Source organism: Microcella sp. (assembly GCF_051860105.1).
Classification (GTDB): Bacteria; Actinomycetota; Actinomycetes; order Actinomycetales; family Microbacteriaceae; genus Microcella.
In genome coordinates this window covers 59,194-80,846 of the sequence record NZ_JBHYEO010000005.1, presented here as the reverse complement: position 1 = coordinate 80,846, position 21,653 = coordinate 59,194, and the positions used below count along the sequence as shown (strand labels likewise).

Below are 21,653 nucleotides of genomic sequence, written 5' to 3'. Positions count from 1 at the left end.
CCGAGCGGCGCCGTTCAGGGAGCGCGGCGCTGCGCGGGCGGCGCGGCGCGCCAGAGGTGCAGCGTCGCGTACGAGCGCCACGGCGCCCAGCGCTCGCCGAGCGCCGCCGCCTCGCTCGCGGTGGTGGCCGCTCCGCGCGCGCGCAACGAGCGCAGCAGCACGAGGTCGGTATCGAGCAGCAGGTCGGGTGAGCCGAGAACCCGAAGGGCGACGTAGTCGGCCGTCCACGGGCCGATGCCGGGCATCCGCAGCAGGCGCTCGCGCAGCTCGGGCGTCGTGAGCCCGACGTCGAGCGCGAGCGCCCCCGTGGCGAGGGCCTCGGCCGTCTCGATCACCGTGCGCACCCGGCGCGCCGGCCCGCGCAGCACCGCGGCACCATGCTGCGCGATGAGCGCGGGGGAGGGGAACCTCTGCAGCACCCCTTCCTCGGTCGGCTGACCCAGATCGGCGGCGAGCCGGCCGAGCACCGTGCGGGCGGCCGGCAGCGAGATCTGCTGGCCGACGATCGTGCGCAGCAGGGTCTCACCGGGGTCGACGGCGCCGGGGATGCGGATGCCGGGCGCCGCGGCGACGAGCGGGCCGAGCAGCGCATCGCGCCCGAGCTCGGCGTCGATCGCGGCCGCGTCGGCGTCGAGGTCGAACCAGCGCCGGATGCGCGCCGTGAGCGGTGCGACGTCGGCGAGAGCGGCGAGCGTCGCCGACACCCGCACGCCGGGCCGGTCGGCGTCGAGCACGACGCGGGCGAGCGCGGGGCCGTGCGGCAGCTCGATCCAGCGCTCGATGCCACGGGGGCGGCCGTCATCACCGGTCAGCATCCGCTCGACACCCGTGACGGCGTGGTCGCTGATGTACTGCAGCACGCCCGCCCCGTCGAAGGGCTCCCGCGCGGCGAGCCGCAGCGACACCGCGGTGCCCGGCGCGGAATCGACGGCGTCGGCGCGGCGCGGAGCGGTCGCCTCGCCGACGCCGTCGCGCCCCGTTCGGGCGAGCGCCCGCAGCGCGAGCGGGGCGAGCCCGTAGACCTCGCGCACGGTGTCGTTGCACTGGCGGATGCTCGCGAAACCCGCCGCGAACGCCACCTGCGACACCGGCAGATCGGTGCCCGCGAGCAGGGTGCGGGCGGTCTCGGCTCGGTGGGCGCGCGCGAGCGCGAGCGGCCCGGCGCCGAGTTCGGCGGTCAGCACTCGCGAGAGCTGCCGCGTGCTGTAGCCGAGCCGGTGCGCGAGCCCCGGAACACCGTCGCGCTCGACGACGCCGTCGAGGATGAGGCGCATGGCCCGACCAGCGAGGTCGTCGCGCAGGTTCCAGTCGGGATTCCCGGGCACGGCGTCCGGCTGGCAGCGCTTGCAGGCCCGCAGCCCCGCCTCGTGGGCGGCCGCCGCTGTCGGATAGAACCGCACGTTGTGCGGGCGCGGCGTCGTGGCCGGGCAGCTCGGTCGGCAGTAGATGCCCGTGCTGTGCACCCCCGCGATGAACTGCCCGTCGAAGCGCGCATCGCGCGCGGCGAGCGCGCGGTAGCAGCGATCGTGATCGAGAACGGGCATGCGCTCAGCGTGCCAGGCTCCGGATGCCCGCACCAGCGGGAATCGGACACCACCGCACCCCTGCCCTCCGTGCTGTGCCCGCCGCTACAGTTGCCCTCATGACCGCGCCGTCCGCCCCCGAGGGCCAGCATCCGACTCCCGACTACACCTCGACAGGCACGGGCCTCGCCTCAGCGCCCGCCCCCGCCGCAGCACCGCAGGAGGTCGCCCTCGAGACCCGGGAGGTCGTGCGGCCGGGCCTGACGGTGCCCCCGCGTCGATCGAACGTCGGCCTCATCATCGCGGCCGTGTTCGGCTTCATCGTGCTCGCCCTCGTGCTGCTCTTCGTGCTCGCGTACCTGTTCGTGGGGCTGGGCCCTGCCGGTGTCGTCATCGGCGGCATCATGGCGCTCGTGCCGCTGACGATCGTGTTCTGGGGCATCCGCTGGATCGATCGGTGGGAGCCCGAGCCTCGCGGTGCCCTGGTCTTCGCGTTCCTGTGGGGTGCGGGGGTCAGCGTGCTCATCGCGCTCATCGTCGACGCCGAGATCCAGAACGTCATCGCCGCATCAGGGCTCGGCGAGTTCGGGGCCGAGTTCTTCGGTGCTGCGATCCAGGCACCCATCGTCGAGGAGGTCGGCAAGGGCCTCGGGGTGCTGCTGCTGTTCTTCGCCGTCCGTCGGCACTTCGACGGCCCCGTCGACGGCATCGTCTACAGCGCGTGGGTGGCCGGCGGGTTCGCGTTCACCGAGAACATCCTCTACTTCGGCAGCGAGCTCGCCTCCGGCGGTGCGGCGAGCACGCTCGAGGTGTTCTTCATCCGCGGCATCATGTCGCCCTTCGCCCACGTCATGTTCACGGCGTTCATCGGCGCGGCGATCGGCTTCGCCGCGCAGCGCCCCGGCTGGTTCCGGGGCATCGTCGCGTTCGCCATCGGTCTCATCCCCGCCGTGCTGCTGCACGCGTTCTGGAACGGGGTGCTGTTCTTCATCAGCGACTTCTACGGCTACTACCTGCTCGTGCAGGTTCCCATGTTCCTCGTCGCCGTGTGGCTCGTCTCCATGCTGCGGAAGCAGGAGCAGCGGGTCACCTTCGAGCGACTCACCGAATACGCCCAGGTCGGCTGGTTCCACCCCGACGAGGTCGCCATGCTGTCGAGCCCCAGCGGGCGCCGCACGGCCATGAGCTGGGCGCGCGCGAACGGCATGGCCCCGCTCATGAAGACGTTCATCCGCGACGCGACGCGCCTCGCCTACGCGCGGCACCGGCTGCTGGGCGACCGTGATTCGATCGGGACCCGGGCCGATGAGGCCGACCTGCTGCACCGGGTCGCCGCATCCCGGCACGCACTGCGCGGGGCGGCTCCGGCCCCCGCGGCGTAGGCGGGGGCGGCTCAGCGCAGGTAGCTGCTGACGATGCCGCCCACCCAGACGATGAGAAACACGGCGATCACCGCGATGCCGACCCACGAGACGCCCCGCCGCAGCCGTTGACCCTGCGGCGCGACGATGTTCGCGGCGAACTGCCCGATGCGCTCATCGACGTAGCGGTCGGTCTGCGTGAGCGTCTTCGCCCCCACCGTCGAGACGATGCCGAGCAGTCGCTGGTACGTGGCCGGGTCAGCGAGCGGGAACGGACGGGCGCTGTAGACGAGCATCCACCGATCGATGATCTCGACGTCGTAGGGAGCCGCTTCGTCGATCAGCAGCGCCATCAGGTCGGGGGTGAACACGTAGAGGGCATCGCGCTCGTACTCGGCCGGGCAGTAGAGCGTGAAGTACCGGTCGAAGTCGCCCTCGAGCGACAGCACCTGATCGCGCGAGAACACGGCGGGCAGGTTCGTCGACCCCATGAGCCCGTTGTTGGCCCGCGAGTCGAGCAGCATGTGGGGCAGTGCCCGATCGAGATGCAGCGCCAAGAACCCCCAGTGGTGGGTCGTGCGGCTCTTGCCGCTGCCGGTGACGTAGCGATAGTTGCCGAAGTCGAGATAGCGATCATCGGTCGTGCGGAAGTGATCGGTGACCTGGCGCGACGAGCCGATGCCGAAGATCGCGCCGGGGTACGAGGGCCCCTCGCTCACGGGTTCGTAGAGCAGCCCGTTCGCCGCGGCGAAGCGCGACATCCGCAGTCGTCGCTCCCAGTCGAAGCGCCGTGCGAGCAGGGCGCGCACCACGAGCACGGTGACGACGACGATGATGACGAGCGGTGGCAGCACCCCCGCCAGCTCGACGGGGTCGAGTCGCCCGGTCGACACCGCGACGAGCGACACGAGGGCTGGCACGAGCAGCGAGAAGCCCAGCGCGACCACCATGAACCCGCCGAGCACCCAGCTGGCGATGAGCACGATCTGCTCCGACTGCGCAGCCGGTCGCGCGGCCATCGTCGCGCGCCGGAACGCGATCACCTCGTCGCGGGTCGGCGCCACGAACAGCGGCGAGTAGTCGATCGTGCGGTCCACAGCGTCATGCTGGCACGCCTCCCGCCTCGGGCGGAAGCCGGTCAGGTGACGGGAGGCCTGAACGCAGACTCGCCGCCCAGTGGCGGGGCGATGCCTCCGGCGCACCTGGGCGGCGAGTTGATCTTGTCCCAGTGTGCGCGCTCGGTCGTCCGCCCGTCAATGGGGGGAGGCCGCATCGGGGTGCTCTTGCTAGCCTGTCGAAGGTCGAGCCGCGCTCATGGTCGCGGTCGAAGGCCCGAGGAGTGACGCGCGATGCCGACCTGTTCCGTGTGCGCCGCGCCCCTGCGGCCCGGAGCTCGATTCTGCACGCGCTGCGGAGCGCCCGTGCACGCCGCGCCGACTCCGCCGTCTCCGCCGCCTCCGTCGAGCCCATCGGCCCCGTCCGCTCCGTCGGTTCCGCCGAGCCCGGCGGCCCCGCTTCCCCCGGTGCCGGATGCGGAACCGGAGCCCGTCATCCCGGCCCGCATCCCGACGCGCGGGCGCATGACGCCTCCGCCGGCACGCAGCGCGGCAGCGACCTGGGCCCTCGTCACCGGTGTCGCTCCGCTGCTCGTCTCGATCACCGGCAATCTCGTCGCCGCGCAACTGGGTGCCGCCGCGCTCGCCCGCGTGGCGGAAGGCGACCCGCAGGGCGCGTGGGCACCCGTGCTCGTGACGCTCGCTCTCGTCTTCGTCGTCAACGCCGGCCTGTTGACGATCTGCCTGATCGCCGGCGGACGGGGTCTGCGCGAAACGGCGAACGGCATCACGCGCGGGCGGGGGCTCGCGGTGGCGGGTCTCGCCGCAGGCGGCGTGAACCTCGTGCTGTGGGTCGCGGGGCTCGTCGTGAGCATCAGCGGCCTCGGTCCGGTGCTGGCCTGAGAGCAGGCTCCCAGCAGACTGCCAGGTTCAGGCGCATCCGAACGGGCACCTCCGCGAGAAGTAGTAGGTGAAGGCACTTCCGCCCGACGCCCCGATAGGGGAACGCCCTTTCGGGGGCCCTACCAAGGAGGAACCATGCGCAACCGTATTCTCGCGGGGCTGGGCGTTGCCGCCCTCGCCACCGTCGGCGTCGCCGCCCCGGCGACCGCCCTCAGCCCCACCCAGGCCGACCTGTGGCTCGTCCACGCCTTCCCCGGCCTGACGGTCGACATCATGATCGACGGCCCCGGCTCGGCCGACCAGATGCTCCCCGGTGTCACCCCTGAGACCGTCGCTCCGCTGGTGAACCTTCCGGCTGGCGACTACACCGTCACGGTGTTCGAGGCGGGCACCTCGACCGTCGCCATCGGTCCGGCGACGATCAACCTCGCCGCGAACACCTCGTACTCGGCGGTCGCGCACCCGAACGCGTCGGGCACCCCGACCCTGACCCGCTTCACGAACGACCTCTCGCCGATCGCTGCGGGCGAGACCCGTGTCGTCGTGCGCCACACCGCTGAGGCTCCCGCTGTCGACGTGCTCGCGGGCACGAACGAGCTGTTCACCGGTGTGACCTCGGGTCAGCAGGGCGGCGTCGACGTTCCCGCCGGCACCTACCCGATCTCGGTCGAGGTGTCGCCCAGCGGCCCCGTCGCCATCGGCCCGGCCAACCTGACGTTCGCGGCGGGCACGGCCTACTTCGTGCACGCCTTCGGTGCGGACCTCGACCTGCCCTACGGGGTCGTGTCGTTCCCCATCTCGGGCCTCGGTGAGAGCCCGGCTGGCGTTCCCGCCGGTTCGGCGGGTCTGGCCGCGGAGAACGGCGTCAACGGCGGCCTCGTCGCCGGCCTCGGCGCGCTGCTGCTGGGCCTCATCGCCGCTGGCACCGTCATCGCCCGTCGCGTCTCGGCCTCGGCCGCTCGCTAAGCACCGATGATGTCAACGAGAAGCAGGGGGGCGGGCGCGGCGCTCGCCACGGTCGCCCTCCTGCTCCTCGCCGGATGCTCGACTGCGCCGAGCGAGCGATCGCTCGGCCAGCCGGGCTTCGGCGTTGAAGGCCAGAAGCTTGCGGTCGCTTGGGAGGATGTTTCCGTCTCGATCGACGAGCTCGTGCCGGTCGCCGAGCCTGTCCGGCTGTCGATTCCCGCGCTCGACATCGACATGGGGGTCGAACCGCATGGTCTCGATGACCGCGGCCAGATGTCTCTGCCGCGCAGCCCGTTCACGGCCGGGTGGTATTCCTACGCGGCTGCACCCGCGAGCGATGAAGGGGCAACCGTCATCGCCGCCCATGTCGACTCGCTCGATGAGGGCCGAGGGCCCTTCGCTCAGCTTCGCACGGCGGAGGTCGGCACCGAGGTGAGCATCACCGACACCGACGGCGCGGGCCACGTCTACCGCATCGTCTCGGTGGAGCGCATCCCCAAGGGCGAGGTGCCCTGGGATCAGTACTTCAGCACCACCGGCGCCCCTCGACTGGTGCTCGTGACCTGCGGGGGCGAGTACGACCCCGGCTACGCCTCGGGCGTCGGCCGCTATGAAGACAACTACATTGTGACGGCCGAGAGGGTCTCATGACAGGCACGGCGGCTACGATGACGGCACCGGATGCGCGCAGCATCCGCCCGTCATCGAGTCGAGGAGGTGCGACCGCCGTGTCCACCGCTCTCGACGATGCCACCGAGCTCGCCCTCCGCTTCGCCGCGGGTGACGAGCGGGCCTTGGCCGAGATCTACGGCCAGTGGTCGTCGCTCGTCTACTCGCTGGCCGTGCGGTCGCTCGGTGACGCGACCGACGCGGAAGACGTGACCCAGAAGGTCTTCGTCGCCGCCTGGCAGGGCCGGGAGCGTTTCGACCCCGCGCGCGCTTCGGTCTCCGCCTGGCTCGTCGGCATCACGCGGCACACGATCGCCGACACCCACCAGGCGCGCAGTCGTGAGCGCTCGATCACCGAGCAGGTCGCGGCGATCACGGGTGACGAGATGGCGCCCGCGCCGGAGACCGACCTCGCCGATCGTCTGCTGATCGCGGACGAGATGGCGCGCCTCGACCCGCTGCCGCGGGCCGTCGTGCGCCTCGCATTCTTCGATGACCTCACCCACCTGCAGATCGCCGAGCGTCTCGGCATCCCGGTCGGCACGGTCAAGTCGCACATCAGACGCAGTCTGAGCAAATTGAGAGGACGCCTGGAGGTGAGTCATGGAGCACACTGACCCCGACGCGCTGGCACTGGTCGCCCTGGGCGAGCCCCTGACCGACCCCCGCGTTATCGAGCACGTGTCGCAGTGCGACTCGTGCCGTCACGAGATCGAGGCGCTGCGCTCGACCGTCTCGGTCGCGCGTTCGTCGATCGGCGAAGCCGAGCTGCTGTCGCCGCCCGCACGGGTGTGGCAGTCGGTGCGCGCCGAGCTCGGCCTCGCGGCCGACCTCGAACCGACCGTGGTGCCCGCTCCCGTCACCGTGGCGGCCGCGGCCAGCGCACCGGCTCCGGTCGCGTCGCTCGACGCCGCGCGCGAGCGCCGCTCGAACATCCGTCGGTTCATCGCGCCGATCGCGGCGTCGGCCGCCGCCGCCGCCCTCGTGGCCGGCGGCGTGCTCTGGTGGGGTGCCGCGGCTCCGCGCGACGCCGGGCAGCTCATCGCGTCAGCACAGCTGGATGCTCTTCCCGACTGGCCCGCCGCGACCGGTCAGGCGACCGTCGCCGAGCGCGCCGACGGGGCGCGCGTCGTGCAGGTCTCGCTCGATGCCGAGGTTGGTGAGGGAGTCGTGCGTGAGGTGTGGCTGCTGACCGAGAACGTCGACGGGCTCATCAGCCTCGGCTACCTGACGGGTGCCTCGGGTGAGTTCGTCGTGCCGGCCTCGGTCGATCTCGCGCGATTCTCGGTCGTCGACATCAGCGCGGAGCCGCTCGACGGCGACCCCACGCACTCCGGAGACTCCATCGTGCGCGGGGCCCTCGACGTCTGAGACGTGCCGAACTAGGCGGCGGCCGCCTCGACCGGCGCAGCGGTCTGGGCGCCCTTCTTGGGCGGGAGCGAGAACAGCGTCGCGACGCCGATGGCGATGAGGATCCAGCCGCCGAAGATCACGAACGTGACGATCGCGACGCCCGGCAGGGTGAAGATCACGATGCCACCGATGATCGAGATGACGCCGGAGACGATCGACAGCCAGCGCGGCAACGCGGTGCGGCCCGTGATGCCGCCGGCGATGGCAGCGACGCCGTCGAAGATCCAGCCGAAGCCGATGACGAAGGCGAGCACGAGCAGCGACTGGGCGAGGTTGTTGAGGGCGATGATGCCCGCGACGATGATGAGCACGCCCATGATGCCGACGAACCAGCGGATGCCCGTGCTGAGCGAATCGCTCGTGAACGCGACCACGAGCCGGAAGATGCCGCTCACGACGAGGTAGGCGCCGAACAGCAGCGCGACGGTGACGAGCGTCGCGCCCGGCCACACGAGCGCGGCGATGCCGAGCGCGATCGCGGAGATCGCCGAGGCGATGACGAAGCCGCGCTCGAGCACGACGGGGGAGGGGGCAGCGGTGGTCACAGCCATGGTCTTCCTGCTTTCGGATGAGAGGAGCACGAGCGCGAGATGCCCGCGTCTGTCGTCAGCCTAGACGCGGGAGGGCTCGGGGCCGAGAGCGAATCTCCGACCCGAGATCTCGGTCGGGCGGATGCGCACCCAGCGGTACTTGAGGGTCGGGATCCACGGGGTGAGGCCGAGCAGTTCGGCCGCATCCATCTCGCTCTGCCGCTCCACGCGCTCGGCGCGCCCCTTGACGACGACGCTCCAGGCCTCGCTGTCATCGTGGTCGTCGATTTCGAAGGCGACGCGGTCGTTGATCGCGAGCTCGAGGAGCTTGGTGCCGGGGGCGGTGCGGAAGTAGATGGCGGGTGTCGCATCGACGGCGTAGTTGATGGGGAAGATGTCGACGGTGCCCGCCGCGCTCGCGGCGATGCGCCCGAGGTCGCGCGAGCGGAGCAGCTGCCAGCACTGGTCTGTCGTCAGCTCGGTGATCCCCCCGAATCCCATGACCATGGCAGCGCTCCTCTCGACGTCTTCATTCCAGCGCGCCGGGCGGCGGACGAGTAGGGCCGAAGGTCCCGATGCCTAGGCTGGAGCCATGACTGCGTCGTCGATCGCCTCCCGTGTCGTTCGCTACCACGAGTTCGGTGGTCCCGAGGTGCTGCGCATCGACCAGCTCGACGCCCCGCCCCCGGGCGAGGGGGAGGTGCGCGTCCGGTTCGCGGCCGGAGGGCTCAACCCGGTTGACTGGAAGATCCGCTCCGGGCGCTCCCGCATCCAGCTGCCCTTGCCCGTCGCGGTGGGCCGCGAGTTCTCGGGCGTGATCGAGGCGGTCGGGCCGGGCGTCGACGACCTCGCGGTGGGGGATGCCGTCTTCGGCTCGATCCCGCAGGGCGCGTTCGCCGACTGGGTGCTCGCGCCGGCCTCCGTCGTCGCCCGTGTGCCCGAGGGGGTGCCGCTCGAGGTGGCGGCCGGGCTCGCGCTTGCCGGCCAGACGGCGTGGGACGCCCTCGAGTCTCAGGGGCTGGACGCGGGCGATTTGATCGTCGTCAGCGCGGCGGCCGGGGGAGTGGGCGGCATGCTCGGCCAGCTCGCGGTGGCCCGCGGCATCCGCGTCATCGGCACGGCGGGTGCGGGCAACCACGAGTGGCTGCGGTCGCGGGGCATCGAGCCCGTGCTCTACGGCGAGGGGCTTCGCGAGCGACTGGCGAGCCTCGCTCCTGAGGGCATCACGGCCGTGTTCGATCAGTTCGGGCCCGAGACGATCGAGGCCGCGCTCGCGCTGGGCGTTCCGCCGGAGCGCATCAACACGATCGCCGCCGACGCCAGCGCCTACGGGGTGCGCAACGTCGGGCGCGGGGCCGTGCACCCGCCGACGCTGGATGCCCTCGCCGCGCTCGTCGCCGACGGCACGCTCGACGTGCCGATCGCCGCGACCTACCCGCTGAGCGAGGTGCGTGCCGCCTTCGCGTTCCTGGAAGCCGGGCACCTGCGCGGCAAGGTCGTGGTGACGGCCGACTGATCAGGTCGTGGGCGGGCTCGCCGTGACGGAGCCCGAGACCTCGCACACGGCGGCGAGGGTGTTGTAGACCGTTCCGAACTTCTGCAGGTTGCGGTGCAGCAGCTCGACCCGGTGCGCGGGCTCGGTCGTGACCAGGTGCAGGGTGTACTCGATGGCGGTGAACCGCGGCGGGGCATCCTGCCGGTGCATCGTCACCTCGACCCGCACGCTCTCGTAGGCGAACGGCAGCATCGTGCTCGAGCGCGCGACGTTCTTGAGCAGGCACGCCGCGAAGGCCCCGGCGAGCAGCTCGGCCGGGCCGGGGTGCGTCGAGGGGGCATCCGGTTGCCAGCGGGTGTCGAGGGCGATCTCGTCGCCCGCCGCAAGCACCATCGACGCGGCGGCATCGGCGCGAGCGGTGACGCGGTAGGTGAGCGGTGCCGCGGTCACGACAGGCTCGACCCGAGAGCGCCGGTGACGTAGGGCACGAGCCAGATCGCCCACACGACCACCGAGAAGCGGTGGAACCGATGCAGCTCGGCTTCGCGCCCGCGCACGAGCACGACGACGGCCCACAGCAGGTGCACGGCCATGAGCACGAGCGCGATCACGCCGCTCACCGCCATGACCTGGTTCAGGATGCTGGGCTCGACCCCGTCGACCCGGTTCTGCTCGGCGATGAGGCTCATGAGGTAGGTGCCGCTCGCGTCGGCCGCGAGCCCCAGCCCGAAGAAGGCGGTGTGCCAGGGCTTGAGCACCTTCTGAGCGCGCTCGGCCCACACGCCGATCGTGTAGAAGACGAGGGCGAGGGTGATGAGGATGATGGCGGGAAGCAGCATGCGGCCAGTCTGCTGGGTGGTGTCGTCGCGCGCGAGATGCGCGGGGCAGATCAGGACGAACGTCCTGCGGCCGCGGGCGTAGCCTGAGCCTCGTGCGCCCGACCTTCCGCCCGCTGCCCGCCTTCACCCCGTACCTCGTCGTGGCGGTCGTGCACCTCGCCGCGATCGCCGCGGGCCCGCCCGGCCTCGTCGCCGCGACGAAGCCGCTGCTCATGCCGGCGCTGCTGGTCGCTCTCGTGCTCGCCCTGCCCGACCGGCGCTCGCCGCTACTGCTGTGGGGCGGCCTCGCGCTCGTCTTCTCGTGGCTCGGCGATGTGCTGCTGCAGAACCCGGGCGACGTCGGGTTCTTGCTCGGCATGGGCGCCTTCGGCCTCGCGCACCTGGCCTACATCGCGCTCTACATCGGCCCGTTGCGCACGCGCCGGGTGCCGGGCTGGGCGGTCTCCCTGGGGGTCGTCTGGTGGAGCACGATGGTGGCGGTGCTCGCCTTCTGGCTGGGCGGTCTGCTGGTGCCCGTCGCCGTCTACGGCCTCGTGCTCGGGGCCGCCGCGGTCTGCGCGATCGCAACGCGCCCGCTCGTGGCCGTCGGCGCCGTCGTCTTCCTCGTCAGCGACACGCTTCTCGCCTTCGACCGGTTCCTGCCCGGTTTCTCGGTGCTCGAGCTCGATCTCGCGATCATGCTCGCCTACTGCCTCGGCCAGGGGCTCATCATCGCCGGGGTCGTCACGGCCGCGCGGCGGGCCGCGGGGTTTGCCAACGCGGGGCAGCTGGTGCCCGCTGCGAGCGCAACCGGAGAGCCTGGTAGTATCTGAAGGTTGCCGTCCAACGGCCGCGGATCAAGAGAGCTCGAGCATCCTGCTCCGGGCGCCGCGCAACGAGCAGAGAAGGGGGTCCCCTCTATGGCACTGGAATCAGACGTCAAGAAGGCGATCATCGACGAGTACGCAACCCATCCCGGTGACACTGGGTCCCCCGAGGTCCAGGTGGCGATGCTCACGCGTCGCATCAAAGACCTCACGGAGCACCTGAAGGAGCACAAGCACGACCACCACTCGCGTCGTGGTCTGCTGCTGCTCGTCGGCCAGCGCCGCCGTCTGCTGGGCTACCTGCAAGACATCGACATCGAGCGCTACCGCTCGCTGATCGAGCGTCTGGGTCTGCGTCGATAACACCGCGAACTTCTTCTGCGAAGGCCGCCCCCGAGAGATCGGTGGGCGGCCTTCGTGGTTCACGGCGCCACGTGGTTGTGAGCCATCTGTCAGCCGGTGCGCCAGCAGACATGGCACTCTGTCGACATGCTTGATCGCGACGCCGCGCGCCCCACCCGGGTCGCCGTCGCGCTCGCTCTCGCGGCGCTCCTCGCGGCGGGGCTCGCCGCCTGCGCGGCGCCCGCGGGAGGGCCCGCGCCCTCGCTGCAGCAGACGCTCATCGCGCGCGACGCCGCCGCGGCCGAGGCGCACGCGCAGACCCTCGAGCGCTCGGCCGTGTTCCTCCGCGAGAAGTGGGGGCCGGTGGCGCTGCCCGACGAGTCGATCGAGCGGTGGGTCGCGGCGAACGCCTGGGGGCCGACCATGGCACGCTGCCTGAGCGACGACGGGTTCCCCGGCGTCGCGCCTGCCGACGACGGCGAGCGCCTCGACTTCAGCGGCGTGCGGGTCAGCGACCCGCGCGAGCTGTTCGAGATCGACGTGGCGGTGTATCGCTGCCAGTCGCTCTACCCGGTGCGGGCCTGGTTCGAGGACGAGGTGCGCGACATCGAGGCGCCCTGGGCTCTCGACTACACACGCAGCGTGCTCGTGCCGTGCCTCCTGGCCAGCGGTTTCGAGGTGCCGCCGCTGCCCGATGACACCCGGTTCCGCGACGAGTGGCGCACCGACGCCACGTTCGACGCCTTCGCGCTCGTCGGCGACGGCCCCAGTGAGCGCTCTCGCGCGCAGGCGCGATGCCCCGCGGCCGAGACGGTGCTGGATACCGCGCCGTGAGGCCGCGCCTCCTCACCGCCGCCCTGACGGCGGTTCTCGCCCTGGGGGCCGCCGGGTGCGCGCCCACCGGTGACACCCTCGGGCTCGGGGCTGTCGCCGACGAGCGCGCGGCACGGGCCGAGGCTCGCGTCGACGCTCTGCTCGCCTCCTACGCCGACTACCTGACCGATCGCTGGCCGGGCATCTTGCTTCCCGAGACGAGCGTCGAGGCCTGGCTCGGCCCGGGAGTCTGGGCGACGGCGTTCCAGAACTGCGCAAGCGAGGCGGCCGGCCGCACCGTCGTCGTCGAGATCGACGCGGGCATCACGACGAACCCGCCCCCGCAGACGGCGGGGGAGCTGCGCGACGTCGAGACCGCGATCTACCTCTGCCAGGGCCGCCTGCCCCCGCCCGGCCTCGGCGTGAGTGATCCGGGACCGATCGAGACCGCCTGGGTGTCGGACTACGCGCGGGATGCCCTCCCCACCTGCCTCCGTCGCCAGGGCGTCACCGCCGAGCCTCTGCCCGCCGACCCGTTCGCCATCCTCTCCGGCGGCGCGACCCCGGGGTGGGATCCCTATGCGGCCGTGCGCGGCGACGCGCCGGAGCTGCGCCGCGTGCAGGCTCTGTGCCCGCACCCCTCGGTGCTGCTCGCCTCGATCTCGCCCGTCGGCGAGCCGCAGGGCGCGGAGTCCCGATGAGGCGCACGGTGGCACCCTTCGCCGCGCTCCTCGTGGCCGCGCTGGCCGGCTGCGCCGCGCCTCCCGCCGTGCCGACGCTCGACGCGGTGCGCGCCGAGCGCTCGCTCACGATGACCTCGGCCTGGCTGCGTGCGGCCGCCGCGACGGAGCAGTACATCGAGCGCGACTGGCCCGAGGCGGTGTACCCGCCGCTGGAGTTCGAGCGCTGGGTCGAGCAGGATCGCGCGCTCGCCGAAGTGGCCGCGTGCATGGACGGCATCCTCGGGCGCACGGCGGGCTCGGTCTCCGAGGGCGGCATCTACACCGTCGCCCCGCGCCCGACCAAGGAGCCGACCTGGGCGCTTCCCGTGGCACAGCTGCGGTGCTCGGTGCAGCTCGTGCCGTGGACGGGGCTGTTCCCCTTCGGCGGGCCGGTCGAGCAGGAGTGGGTGCGGCACCAGCTCACTGTCGCCCTGCCGCAGTGCGTGCGGCGCTGGGGCGCCGAACTCGTCATCCCCGACATCGACGCGGCCGTCGATGCCTCGATCTATGCGACCTCGGCGGGCGGCTCGCTCAGGGCGACCCAGAGCGTCTGGCTCGCGGCCGAGCTGCGTCTCGTCGACCCCGCGACCGCACAGCAGATTCGCGCGGCCTGCCCCGACCCCGGCCGCACGCTCGTGCAGCTCGGGCCCGCCGAGATCCGCCCGATCGAGTTCGGGCCTTCGGGCGGCGGCCTCACGGGGGCCGAGGAGACCGGGGAGGGGCCGTGATGCGGCTAGAGAGCATCCGGAGACCGGGCGTCGTCGCGATCGCCCTCGTCGTCGCCTTCGTCTCCGGATGCGCGGCGACGGCCGAGGCCCCTCTCACCCTCGACGACGTCACGAGCGAGCGACTCGCCGTGCTGGCCGCTGCCGAGCGCGATCGGTTCGACGACTTCCTCGAGCTGTCGGGCGGTCGCCTCGACGAGCTCGGACTCCCGGTTCCGCAGTTCCAGGGTCTCGTGGCCCTCGACGACATCGACGCCATCGTGACGCAGTGCATCGTGACCCTCAATCCGCGTCTTCAGGTCGCCCGCGACGACGGCGGATTCACCGTCACCTACTTCGGCACCGTGGGCGAGACCTACGACCGCGTGCGCTGGGCGATCGACAGCTGCAACGCCCAGTACGGCGTGGCCGACCTGCGGGCGGCGACCACCCCCGGCGCGGTGGAAGCAGCGTGGCGGTATCAAGACGCGACGCAGCGGCTCATGCCCTGCCTGCGCCGCATCGGGGTCGTCGTGCCGACCCCGCCGGCCGAAGACGACTACGTGCGGCGACTGGGAACACCGCTCGAGTTCAGCCCCTTCTCGCTCGCGGCGGCCGACCCGGCGACGCTCGTCCGCGCCGTCGCCCTGTGCCCGCCGAGCTCGACCCTGGTCGAAGCGCACCTCGCGACCCTCGATTCGGCGACGATCGACCCCGCGGTCCCCCCCTCGGAGCCGGAGCGATGAGCGCGCCAGACGAGCCCGCGGCGGAGGAGGCCTCGCGGTCGCTGTTTCCCGAGGCGGTCGTGCGCGCTCGCGCGGGGCGCTGGTTGCGTCGCCTCGTGCTGGCCGGGGTGGTCGTCGTGGCAGGCTCGTGGAGCCTGATCGGCGAGGCGGCGGGGCCGGGCATCCCGCGCATCATCGTGAGCCTTCTCGTGATCGGCGCGTTCGGCGTCATGGCGACGGCGGTCGCGGCGATCACGATGCGCTGGCGCACCTCGGTGCGGTCTGATGGCCGCGCCCTCGTCGTGCGCGACCCGCTCGGCGCTCGAGTCGTTCCCCGAACGGAGACCCTCGCGCTCGGCCGGTGGCTCGACGCCCGCGACAAGCCCGTGCACTGGCTGCTCGATGCCGGCCTCCGAGTCGTGCCGCTAAGCCCCGACCTCAGCCCCGTCGATCTCGAGGCCTTCGCCCACCGCGTGCGGTTGCCGGTTCTCGACCTCGATGGCGCGCCGCGCCCGGGCGGTGCACTAGGTCGCGACACGCCGGGCTGATAGTCTCGAGGCGGCGCGTTTCCTCGCGCCGTTCAAATGAATACCGCACGGAGCAGGCCGGCTCGAAGCTGGTCACCGGTGGTGATCTCCCGATCCGCACTCGACGCAGTGCAGAGCGGTGGATGTCTACTGTTGGCCAGAGCAGACCCGGCGGCACATCGCCGACGTCCCTTCCTGCCCGCTCCTGCTCCGCGCGCTGCGCTGCGCATCCACTACGGGATGCCCGGCGCACAGACGTGTAAGGAGACAGACCTCGTGGAAGGTCCTGAAATCAAGTTCGCCGAGACGGTTCTCGACAACGGCAAGTACGGCAAGCGCACCATCCGATTCGAGACCGGCCGTCTCGCGCAGCAGGCGCAAGGCGCCGTCGCTGCCTACCTCGACGAGGAGACGATGCTGCTGAGCGCCACGAGCGCCGGCAAGCACCCTCGTGAGGGCTTCGACTTCTTCCCGCTGACGGTCGACGTCGAAGAGCGCGCGTACGCCGCGGGCAAGATCCCCGGCTCGTTCTTCCGTCGCGAGGGCCGCCCCTCGACCGAGGCGATCCTCGTGTGCCGCCTCATCGACCGCCCGCTGCGCCCGACCTTCATCGAGGGCCTGCGCAACGAGGTGCAGATCGTCATCACGGTGCTGAGCATCGCTCCCGACGAGTTCTACGACGCTCTCGCCATCAACGCGGCGAGCGCCTCGACCCAGATCTCGGGTCTGCCGTTCAGCGGCCCCATCGCCTCGGTGCGCCTCGCGCTCATGCCCGAGGGCAACGGCGGCGGCCAGTGGGTCGCCTTCCCGAAGCACAGCCAGCTCGCTGAGGCCGTCTTCGACATCATCGTCGCCGGTCGCGTCGTCACGAACGCCGATGGCAGCGAAGACGTCGCGATCACCATGGTCGAGGCCGAGGCCACCGAGGGCAGCTGGAACCTGATCCAGGGCGGCGCCGTCAAGCCGAGCGAAGAGATCGTGGCCCAGGGCCTCGAAGCCTCCAAGCCGTTCATCATGCAGCTCGCCAAGGCGCAGCTCGAGCTCGCCGCGCAGTCGGCGAAGGAGATCCAGGACTACCCGGTCTTCGTGAACTACAGCAGCGAGCTCTACGCCGCGGTCGACGCCGTCGCCCACGACGAGCTCGCGCGGGTCTACCAGATCGCCGACAAGGTCGAGCGTCAGACCGCCGATGATGTGCTCAAGGCATCGACGAAAGAGGCCATCACGGCCAAGGTCGCGGCGGGCGAGCTGCCCGAGGAGGCTCTCGCGCAGTTCGGCGCCGCCTACAAGTCGGTCTCGAAGACGATCATGCGTCAGCGTGTGCTGAAGGAGGGCATCCGCATCGACGGCCGCGGGCTCGCCGACATCCGCGCGCTCGACGCTGAGGTGCAGGTCATCCCGCGCGTGCACGGCTCGGCGATCTTCCAGCGCGGCGAGACGCAGATCCTCGGCGTCACGACCCTCAACATGCTCAAGATGGAGCAGCAGATCGACTCGCTGAACCCCGTCACGAGCAAGCGCTACCTGCACCACTACAACTTCCCGCCCTACTCGACCGGTGAGACCGGCCGCGTCGGCAGCCCGAAGCGTCGCGAGATCGGGCACGGCTTCCTCGCCGAGCGCGCCCTCGTGCCGGTGCTGCCGAGCCGCGAGGAGTTCCCCTACGCGATCCGTCAGGTCAGCGAGGCGCTCAGCTCGAACGGCTCGACCTCGATGGGCTCGGTCTGCGCCTCGACCCTGTCGCTGCTCAACGCCGGTGTGCCCCTCAAGGCCCCCGTCGCGGGCATCGCGATGGGCCTCATCAGCGACGTCGTTGATGGTGAGACCCGCTACGCGGCCCTCACCGACATCCTCGGCGCGGAGGACGCCCTCGGTGACATGGACTTCAAGGTCGCCGGCACGAGCGAGTTCGTCACGGCGATCCAGCTCGACACCAAGCTCGACGGCATCCCGTCGTCGGTGCTGCAGCAGGCGCTCGGCCAGGCGAAGGACGCCCGCATGGCGATCCTCGCGGTCATGAACCAGGCGATCGACGCGCCCGACGAGATGGCGCCGACCGCGCCGCGCGTCATCAGCGTGCAGATCCCCGTCGACAAGATCGGCGAGCTGATCGGCCCGAAGGGCAAGACGATCAACGCCATCCAGGACGAGACGGGTGCGCAGATCTCGATCGAGGAGGACGGCACGGTGTACATCGGCGCCGTCGACGGCGCTTCGGCCGAGGCTGCTCGCCTGCAGGTCAACGCGATCGCGAACCCGATCAACCCCGAGGTCGGCGAGCAGTACCTGGGCACGGTCGTCAAGCTGGCCGCCTTCGGCGCCTTCGTGTCGCTCATGCCCGGTAAAGACGGCCTGCTGCACATCAGCGAGGTGCGCAAGCTCGCCGGCGGCAAGCGCGTCGACAACGTCGAGGACGTGCTCTCGGTGGGTCAGAAGATCCTCGTCGAGATCACGAAGACCGACGACCGCGGCAAGCTCTCGCTCGCCCCGGTGCTCGCCGAGGGCGAGGGCGGCGACGCCCCCGCCGAGGGCGAGGACGGCTAGGCGCCCGACTCTGCACTGAACGACCGGATGCCCGCCCTCCTGCTGGAGGGCGGGCATCCGTCGTCGGTGCTCGTCACCGGGCCCCGTGCGTCCGGAGCCCTCCGTCAGACGGCGACGTCGCGACGGCGGAAGGCCAGCACGGCCCCGGCGACGGCGAGCGTCGCGATCGCGTACAGCAGCCCCATGAGCGGATCGAACCCGTTCGCGAGCGGCTCGGCGCCGTAGGCCCAGAAGTAGGGCGACAGCGCGTGCATCCACTCGAGGTCGGGGTTCTGGTTGCCGAGGGCGTTGAGGGCGTACCCGAGCACGGCCACGCCGGCCGCGGCTCCGACGGCGACCGTACGGCGTCCGGCGATGGCCCCCGCGAGAGTGCCGACCGCGGCGGTCAGCAGGCCCAGGCCGAGCAGGGCGACCGAACCGGCGATGATGCCGTCGAACGAGAGCTCGAGACCGGCCTGCTGGTTGAGCGCCAGCACCATGAGCGCGAGCAGCGCTGCGAGCGCCACGAGCTTAATCGCGATCGCCGCGAACCGCTCGAGCACGAGCTGGATGCGCCCGACTCCGTGCGCGAGCACGATCTCGAGCGTGCCCCGCTCCTCATCTCCCGCGATGATCGACGACCCCCACGAGACGGCCGCGATCGTCACGAGCACGAACCCGATGAGGCCGTGCACGGTGCCCTGCGTATAGCCGGCGCCCGTCGTGATCTGGTCGTAGCTCAAGGCCGCGACGAGCTCGGGGGGCAGGCTCTCGACGATGGCGAGGAACTCGGGGTTGCCACCGATCGTCGAGTAGAGCGGCAGGTACATGCCGACGACGGCCGCGAGCCCCAGACTCCAGCCGATGAGGCCGCGCCAGCTGTCGGCGAGTTGCCGCCGCAGCAGCGGCAGCGGGCGACGGGGCGTGCCGGGGGCGCCGCGCTCCGCGGCGCGGTCGATGGTCAGGGTGCTCGTGCTCATCGTGCCTCCTCCGCGTCGTCACGGGTCGCCGCCGCTGATCCGGGGCCGTAGAAGCCGAGCACCGCGCTCTCGAGGTCGGGCTCTTGCACGACGAGGTCGAGCGGGTCGCTCGCCGCGATCGCCGCGACGAATCCGGCGACACCGTCACCGAGCATCCCGTGCACGACGGTCGTGCCGTCGACCTCGGTGACGACGAGATCGTCGAGCCGCGGCACCTCGGCCAGCCGTGCCAGTAGCGCATCGCGATCGGCAGGACGCACGGTGATGCGCACCGAACGGCGCGCCGCGGCCCGGAGGCGCTCGACGGTGCTGACGTCGACGATGCGGCCGCCGCGGAGCACGGCGACATCGTCGGCGGCCTGCTGAACCTCGCTGATCACGTGCGAGCTGAGGAACACGGTCTGCCCCGCGTCGCGCGCCTCGCGCACCATCGCGAGGAACTCCTGCTGCACGAGCGGGTCGAGGCCGCTCGTCGGCTCGTCGAGAACGAGCAGGTCGGGGCGGTGCACGAAAGCCTGCACGAGGCCGACCTTCTGCTTGTTGCCTTTGCTGAGCGAGCGCACCGGCCGGCTGAGCTCGAGGCCGAGCCGGTCGGCGAGATCCTCGATGAGCTGATGCGGTGCGCCGCCGTTGAGCTCGGCATAGTGCCGCAGGAGGCTGCGCGCGGTCGCGCGCCCCTCGAGCGCGAGCTCGCCGGGCAGGTAGCCGATGCGGCGCCGCAGCGCTGGGCCGGCCGTGCGCGGGTCGTGCCCGAGCACCCGAACCTGGCCGCTCGTCGCGCGGATGATGTCGAGCAGCACCCGCATGGTCGTGGTCTTGCCGGCGCCGTTCGGGCCGATCACGCCGAAGACGCGGCCGGGCTCGATGGTGAGATCGATGCCGTGCAGCGCCGTGCGGCGTCCGTAGCGCTTCGTGAGCGCGCGTGTTTCGATGGCGAGGGATGTCATCCCCGGGTCCTTTCATCAGGGTGGTGCGCCGAGCGGCGCCGATCAGGGGTCGGATGCCGGGGCGGCCGGCGGGTCCGGATCCTGATTCGGGTCGCCTGCGCCCTTGTCGGACCGCGGGCCCCTGCTGGTGTCGGGAGTGCCGGCGAGAGCGGCCTCGGCCGCCTCGAGGATGGCGGTGGAACGGTAGAGGCCGTGCGTGTATAGCTCGAGCGTGGGCAGGGTCATGCGGCGCACGGCCGCGGGGGTGAGACCCTGCTCGCCGATCGCGCGGCCGAGGTGGTGCTCGAGCAGAAGGGGAATCAGCCCGTGGGCGGCGACGATGACGGCGGTCATCTGCGGGTCGGAGCTCTCGCGCATCATGCCGCTCGCGGCGCCCTGCGCGATCATCGCGCGAGTGCGGGCGACGAGGTCGTCGAACAGCCGGTCTCCGGCGGGAGACCCATCGGTGATCATGCGGGCGAGGTAGTCGAGACTCGCGCGGTGGGTGTCGACGTCGGCGAGCCAGCGCTGCATCGTGGACGCCAGATCGCCCTGCTCGCCCGCGTGCAGGCTCTCCTTGCGGCCGAGCACCTCGTCGACGATGAGCGCGTCGCACTCGGCGCGCAGCGCCTCCTTCGAGCCGAAGTGGTGCATGACGAGGGCGGGGCTCACCTCGGCCCGTTCGGCGATATCGCGCACCGAGGCGCCGTCGAAACCGCGGCTGCCGAAGAGGGCGAGTGCGGCATCCCGGATGCGATCCCGGGTCGTCGGATCGGTCGATGCTGAACGCATGTTCAGTACACTAAACGATCGTTCAGTCAAGAGTCAATGCGCGGATCGGCAGAGCGATCACGCCGAGCGTCTCGGTTGACAGCGTTTCTCCAGGTGACACTCAGCGAACTTTGGCCGAATCGGCGGCTGGTACCGGGGGAGCGGCGTACAGTCAGCGTCAATCCGTGAGCGCCTCGTCCCGACCCGGGTCGCGATCGAAGACCGAAGCAACAACTTCACTCACCCCCACGTCGAGAGCCCACCGGCATACGACCTCTCGCGATTCGAAGGAGAATTGTGGACTTCCAAATCGTCCAAGCGTTTTTCATGCTCGGTTTCGTCGCCATGGCAGCAGGAACCTTCTGGTTCTTCATGGAGCGGAACGATCTGAAGCCTGAACTGCGCCAGATCGCCACCTACGCGGCCGTCATCACGTTCATCGCCTCGATCATGTACTACGTCATGAAGGACGTCGTCAAGTTCCCCGGCGGCGAGATCACGGCGGCCGACGTGGACGCGACCCTGCCGCTGCGCTACATCGACTGGCTGATCACGACGCCCCTGCTGCTGGTGTCGTTCGCGCTGGTCGTGGCGATGGCTGGCCCGCTCAAGAAGGGCATGGTCGTCAAGCTCGTCGTCGCCGACCTCGTCATGATCGTGACGGGCTACCTCGGTGAGATCGGCGAGCCGGGTTCCGCGGGCAACTACCTGTTCTTCATCGTGTCGACCCTCGCGTGGCTCTACATCGTCTTCGTCGTCTTCGGCGTGAAGGTTCCGGGCGCTGACGCTCACATCCAGCGCGCCGTCACGGCGATGAAGTGGTTCGTGATCGCGGGATGGGCCATCTACCCCATCGGAACGGCGACGCAGGAGTTCATCGAGCTCGGCGGCGGCGACGCAAGCCTCGCCATCGGCATTGCGGCAATCATCTACGTGATCGCCGACGTGCTCAACAAGGTGGGCTTCGGTTTGGTCGCGGTGCGCGCGGCCAAGATCTCGTCGGAGGCCTAAGCCCCGGCTCGGTCTCAACGCAACCCGGCGCGGTCGCTCCCCCCGAGGG

The 21,653-nt window shown here is 71.2% G+C and carries 25 protein-coding genes and 1 pseudogene; 17 read left to right on the top strand and 9 right to left on the bottom strand.

Annotation, left to right across the window (positions count from 1 at the left end; all coding sequences use genetic code 11):
• Positions 1–14: 14 nt before the first annotated feature.
• Positions 15–1,544: an AlkA N-terminal domain-containing protein gene (locus ACTIE9_RS04340; RefSeq protein WP_439564345.1), complete on the bottom strand. Its 1,530-nt coding sequence runs from the start codon at positions 1,542–1,544 to the stop codon at positions 15–17.
• 98 nt (positions 1,545–1,642) lie between these two features.
• Here ACTIE9_RS04340 and ACTIE9_RS04335 point away from each other — a divergent pair, with 98 nt between their 5' ends.
• On the top strand, positions 1,643–2,905 hold the full coding sequence (locus tag ACTIE9_RS04335) for a PrsW family intramembrane metalloprotease (protein ID WP_439564344.1): 1,263 nt from the start codon (positions 1,643–1,645) through the stop codon (positions 2,903–2,905).
• A gap of 11 nt (positions 2,906–2,916) precedes the next feature.
• Here the strand turns inward: ACTIE9_RS04335 and ACTIE9_RS04330 are convergent, their stop codons facing one another.
• Entirely contained in the window at positions 2,917–3,981 is a 1,065-nt protein-coding gene (locus ACTIE9_RS04330) for a hypothetical protein (protein ID WP_439564343.1), read from the bottom strand.
• 252 nt (positions 3,982–4,233) lie between these two features.
• Between ACTIE9_RS04330 and ACTIE9_RS04325 the strand changes: the two are divergent.
• From ACTIE9_RS04325 to ACTIE9_RS04300, 6 genes and pseudogenes are all read left to right on the top strand, one after another.
• Positions 4,234–4,302 (top strand): annotated as a pseudogene (locus ACTIE9_RS04325) (zinc-ribbon domain-containing protein); the annotation flags it as partial.
• A gap of 162 nt (positions 4,303–4,464) precedes the next feature.
• On the top strand, positions 4,465–4,842 hold the full coding sequence (locus tag ACTIE9_RS04320; protein WP_439564421.1) for a hypothetical protein: 378 nt from the start codon (positions 4,465–4,467) through the stop codon (positions 4,840–4,842).
• A 135-nt stretch (positions 4,843–4,977) separates the two neighbouring features.
• On the top strand, positions 4,978–5,808 hold the full coding sequence (locus ACTIE9_RS04315) for a DUF4397 domain-containing protein (RefSeq protein ID WP_439564342.1): 831 nt from the start codon (positions 4,978–4,980) through the stop codon (positions 5,806–5,808).
• 6 nt (positions 5,809–5,814) lie between these two features.
• The gene (locus ACTIE9_RS04310; protein ID WP_439564341.1) at positions 5,815–6,459 is read left to right on the top strand and encodes a class F sortase; all 645 of its coding nucleotides are present in this window, start codon (positions 5,815–5,817) and stop codon (positions 6,457–6,459) included.
• A gap of 77 nt (positions 6,460–6,536) precedes the next feature.
• Complete coding sequence (locus ACTIE9_RS04305) at positions 6,537–7,094, top strand: RNA polymerase sigma factor (RefSeq protein WP_439564340.1); 558 nt, start codon at positions 6,537–6,539, stop codon at positions 7,092–7,094.
• Complete coding sequence (locus ACTIE9_RS04300; protein ID WP_439564339.1) at positions 7,081–7,848, top strand: anti-sigma factor; 768 nt, start codon at positions 7,081–7,083, stop codon at positions 7,846–7,848. The genes ACTIE9_RS04305 and ACTIE9_RS04300 overlap by 14 nt, the downstream gene beginning before the upstream one ends.
• 11 nt (positions 7,849–7,859) lie before the next feature.
• Here the strand turns inward: ACTIE9_RS04300 and ACTIE9_RS04295 are convergent, their stop codons facing one another.
• Complete coding sequence (locus ACTIE9_RS04295) at positions 7,860–8,441, bottom strand: HdeD family acid-resistance protein (protein ID WP_439564338.1); 582 nt, start codon at positions 8,439–8,441, stop codon at positions 7,860–7,862.
• A 60-nt stretch (positions 8,442–8,501) separates the two neighbouring features.
• The gene (locus ACTIE9_RS04290) at positions 8,502–8,927 is read right to left on the bottom strand and encodes a pyridoxamine 5'-phosphate oxidase family protein (RefSeq protein WP_439564337.1); all 426 of its coding nucleotides are present in this window, start codon (positions 8,925–8,927) and stop codon (positions 8,502–8,504) included.
• Between the two features lie 85 nt (positions 8,928–9,012).
• On the opposite strand from ACTIE9_RS04290, the gene ACTIE9_RS04285 reads away from it, so the two are divergent.
• A complete protein-coding gene (locus ACTIE9_RS04285; RefSeq protein ID WP_439564336.1) occupies positions 9,013–9,936 on the top strand; it encodes an NADP-dependent oxidoreductase in 924 nt (307 codons plus the stop codon).
• Here ACTIE9_RS04285 and ACTIE9_RS04280 read toward each other — a convergent pair whose 3' ends face one another.
• Together ACTIE9_RS04280 and ACTIE9_RS04275 are read right to left on the bottom strand one after the other, a co-directional pair.
• A complete protein-coding gene (locus tag ACTIE9_RS04280; RefSeq protein ID WP_439564335.1) occupies positions 9,937–10,365 on the bottom strand; it encodes an OsmC family protein in 429 nt (142 codons plus the stop codon).
• A complete protein-coding gene (locus ACTIE9_RS04275; RefSeq protein ID WP_439564334.1) occupies positions 10,362–10,754 on the bottom strand; it encodes an HsmA family protein in 393 nt (130 codons plus the stop codon). The genes ACTIE9_RS04280 and ACTIE9_RS04275 overlap by 4 nt, the downstream gene beginning before the upstream one ends.
• A 92-nt stretch (positions 10,755–10,846) precedes the next feature.
• Here ACTIE9_RS04275 and ACTIE9_RS04270 point away from each other — a divergent pair, with 92 nt between their 5' ends.
• From ACTIE9_RS04270 to ACTIE9_RS04235, 8 genes are all read left to right on the top strand, one after another.
• Positions 10,847–11,566 (top strand): lysoplasmalogenase, encoded by a 720-nt coding sequence (locus ACTIE9_RS04270; protein ID WP_439564333.1) that lies wholly within the window; start codon positions 10,847–10,849, stop codon positions 11,564–11,566.
• A gap of 87 nt (positions 11,567–11,653) precedes the next feature.
• Positions 11,654–11,923, top strand: a complete 270-nt coding sequence (gene rpsO, locus ACTIE9_RS04265) for a 30S ribosomal protein S15 (RefSeq protein ID WP_409650318.1) — start codon at positions 11,654–11,656, stop codon at positions 11,921–11,923.
• 126 nt (positions 11,924–12,049) lie between these two features.
• On the top strand, positions 12,050–12,736 hold the full coding sequence (locus ACTIE9_RS04260; protein WP_439564332.1) for a hypothetical protein: 687 nt from the start codon (positions 12,050–12,052) through the stop codon (positions 12,734–12,736).
• Positions 12,733–13,416: a hypothetical protein gene (locus tag ACTIE9_RS04255; protein WP_439564331.1), complete on the top strand. Its 684-nt coding sequence runs from the start codon at positions 12,733–12,735 to the stop codon at positions 13,414–13,416. The genes ACTIE9_RS04260 and ACTIE9_RS04255 overlap by 4 nt, the downstream gene beginning before the upstream one ends.
• A complete protein-coding gene (locus ACTIE9_RS04250; RefSeq protein WP_439564330.1) occupies positions 13,413–14,165 on the top strand; it encodes a hypothetical protein in 753 nt (250 codons plus the stop codon). The genes ACTIE9_RS04255 and ACTIE9_RS04250 overlap by 4 nt, the downstream gene beginning before the upstream one ends.
• Positions 14,162–14,887 (top strand): hypothetical protein, encoded by a 726-nt coding sequence (locus ACTIE9_RS04245; RefSeq protein ID WP_439564329.1) that lies wholly within the window; start codon positions 14,162–14,164, stop codon positions 14,885–14,887. The genes ACTIE9_RS04250 and ACTIE9_RS04245 overlap by 4 nt, the downstream gene beginning before the upstream one ends.
• Positions 14,884–15,414 (top strand): hypothetical protein, encoded by a 531-nt coding sequence (locus ACTIE9_RS04240; RefSeq protein ID WP_439564328.1) that lies wholly within the window; start codon positions 14,884–14,886, stop codon positions 15,412–15,414. Before ACTIE9_RS04245 ends, ACTIE9_RS04240 begins: the two co-directional genes overlap by 4 nt.
• A 255-nt stretch (positions 15,415–15,669) precedes the next feature.
• Positions 15,670–17,937, top strand: a complete 2,268-nt coding sequence (locus ACTIE9_RS04235; RefSeq protein WP_439564327.1) for a polyribonucleotide nucleotidyltransferase — start codon at positions 15,670–15,672, stop codon at positions 17,935–17,937.
• A 104-nt stretch (positions 17,938–18,041) separates the two neighbouring features.
• Here the strand turns inward: ACTIE9_RS04235 and ACTIE9_RS04230 are convergent, their stop codons facing one another.
• The 3 genes from ACTIE9_RS04230 to ACTIE9_RS04220 are packed head-to-tail and all read right to left on the bottom strand — an operon-like array spanning position 18,042 to position 20,614.
• A complete protein-coding gene (locus ACTIE9_RS04230) occupies positions 18,042–18,896 on the bottom strand; it encodes an ABC transporter permease subunit (RefSeq protein ID WP_439564326.1) in 855 nt (284 codons plus the stop codon).
• A complete protein-coding gene (locus ACTIE9_RS04225; protein WP_439564325.1) occupies positions 18,893–19,843 on the bottom strand; it encodes an ABC transporter ATP-binding protein in 951 nt (316 codons plus the stop codon). Before ACTIE9_RS04225 ends, ACTIE9_RS04230 begins: the two co-directional genes overlap by 4 nt.
• A 42-nt stretch (positions 19,844–19,885) precedes the next feature.
• Positions 19,886–20,614: a TetR/AcrR family transcriptional regulator gene (locus ACTIE9_RS04220; protein WP_439564324.1), complete on the bottom strand. Its 729-nt coding sequence runs from the start codon at positions 20,612–20,614 to the stop codon at positions 19,886–19,888.
• A 276-nt stretch (positions 20,615–20,890) separates the two neighbouring features.
• Between ACTIE9_RS04220 and ACTIE9_RS04215 the strand changes: the two genes are divergently transcribed.
• Positions 20,891–21,604, top strand: a complete 714-nt coding sequence (locus tag ACTIE9_RS04215) for a bacteriorhodopsin (protein ID WP_439564323.1) — start codon at positions 20,891–20,893, stop codon at positions 21,602–21,604.
• Positions 21,605–21,653 lie beyond the last annotated feature (49 nt).

Excerpts from the sequence above, each read along its gene's own strand:
- ACTIE9_RS04340 (WP_439564345.1), bottom strand. The coding sequence starts at position 1,544 with ATGCCCGTTCTCGATCACGATCGCTGCTACCGCGCGCTCGCCGCGCGC.
- ACTIE9_RS04335 (WP_439564344.1), top strand. The coding sequence starts at position 1,643 with ATGACCGCGCCGTCCGCCCCCGAGGGCCAGCATCCGACTCCCGACTAC.
- ACTIE9_RS04320 (WP_439564421.1), top strand. The coding sequence starts at position 4,465 with ATGACGCCTCCGCCGGCACGCAGCGCGGCAGCGACCTGGGCCCTCGTC.
- ACTIE9_RS04315 (WP_439564342.1), top strand. The coding sequence starts at position 4,978 with ATGCGCAACCGTATTCTCGCGGGGCTGGGCGTTGCCGCCCTCGCCACC.
- ACTIE9_RS04310 (WP_439564341.1), top strand. The coding sequence starts at position 5,815 with ATGATGTCAACGAGAAGCAGGGGGGCGGGCGCGGCGCTCGCCACGGTC.
- ACTIE9_RS04300 (WP_439564339.1), top strand. The coding sequence starts at position 7,081 with ATGGAGCACACTGACCCCGACGCGCTGGCACTGGTCGCCCTGGGCGAG.
- ACTIE9_RS04295 (WP_439564338.1), bottom strand. The coding sequence starts at position 8,441 with ATGGCTGTGACCACCGCTGCCCCCTCCCCCGTCGTGCTCGAGCGCGGC.
- ACTIE9_RS04290 (WP_439564337.1), bottom strand. The coding sequence starts at position 8,927 with ATGGTCATGGGATTCGGGGGGATCACCGAGCTGACGACAGACCAGTGC.
- ACTIE9_RS04285 (WP_439564336.1), top strand. The coding sequence starts at position 9,013 with ATGACTGCGTCGTCGATCGCCTCCCGTGTCGTTCGCTACCACGAGTTC.
- ACTIE9_RS04275 (WP_439564334.1), bottom strand. The coding sequence starts at position 10,754 with ATGCTGCTTCCCGCCATCATCCTCATCACCCTCGCCCTCGTCTTCTAC.
- rpsO (WP_409650318.1), top strand. The coding sequence starts at position 11,654 with ATGGCACTGGAATCAGACGTCAAGAAGGCGATCATCGACGAGTACGCA.
- ACTIE9_RS04260 (WP_439564332.1), top strand. The coding sequence starts at position 12,050 with ATGCTTGATCGCGACGCCGCGCGCCCCACCCGGGTCGCCGTCGCGCTC.
- ACTIE9_RS04250 (WP_439564330.1), top strand. The coding sequence starts at position 13,413 with ATGAGGCGCACGGTGGCACCCTTCGCCGCGCTCCTCGTGGCCGCGCTG.
- ACTIE9_RS04240 (WP_439564328.1), top strand. The coding sequence starts at position 14,884 with ATGAGCGCGCCAGACGAGCCCGCGGCGGAGGAGGCCTCGCGGTCGCTG.
- ACTIE9_RS04230 (WP_439564326.1), bottom strand. The coding sequence starts at position 18,896 with ATGAGCACGAGCACCCTGACCATCGACCGCGCCGCGGAGCGCGGCGCC.
- ACTIE9_RS04225 (WP_439564325.1), bottom strand. The coding sequence starts at position 19,843 with ATGACATCCCTCGCCATCGAAACACGCGCGCTCACGAAGCGCTACGGA.
- ACTIE9_RS04220 (WP_439564324.1), bottom strand. The coding sequence starts at position 20,614 with ATGCGTTCAGCATCGACCGATCCGACGACCCGGGATCGCATCCGGGAT.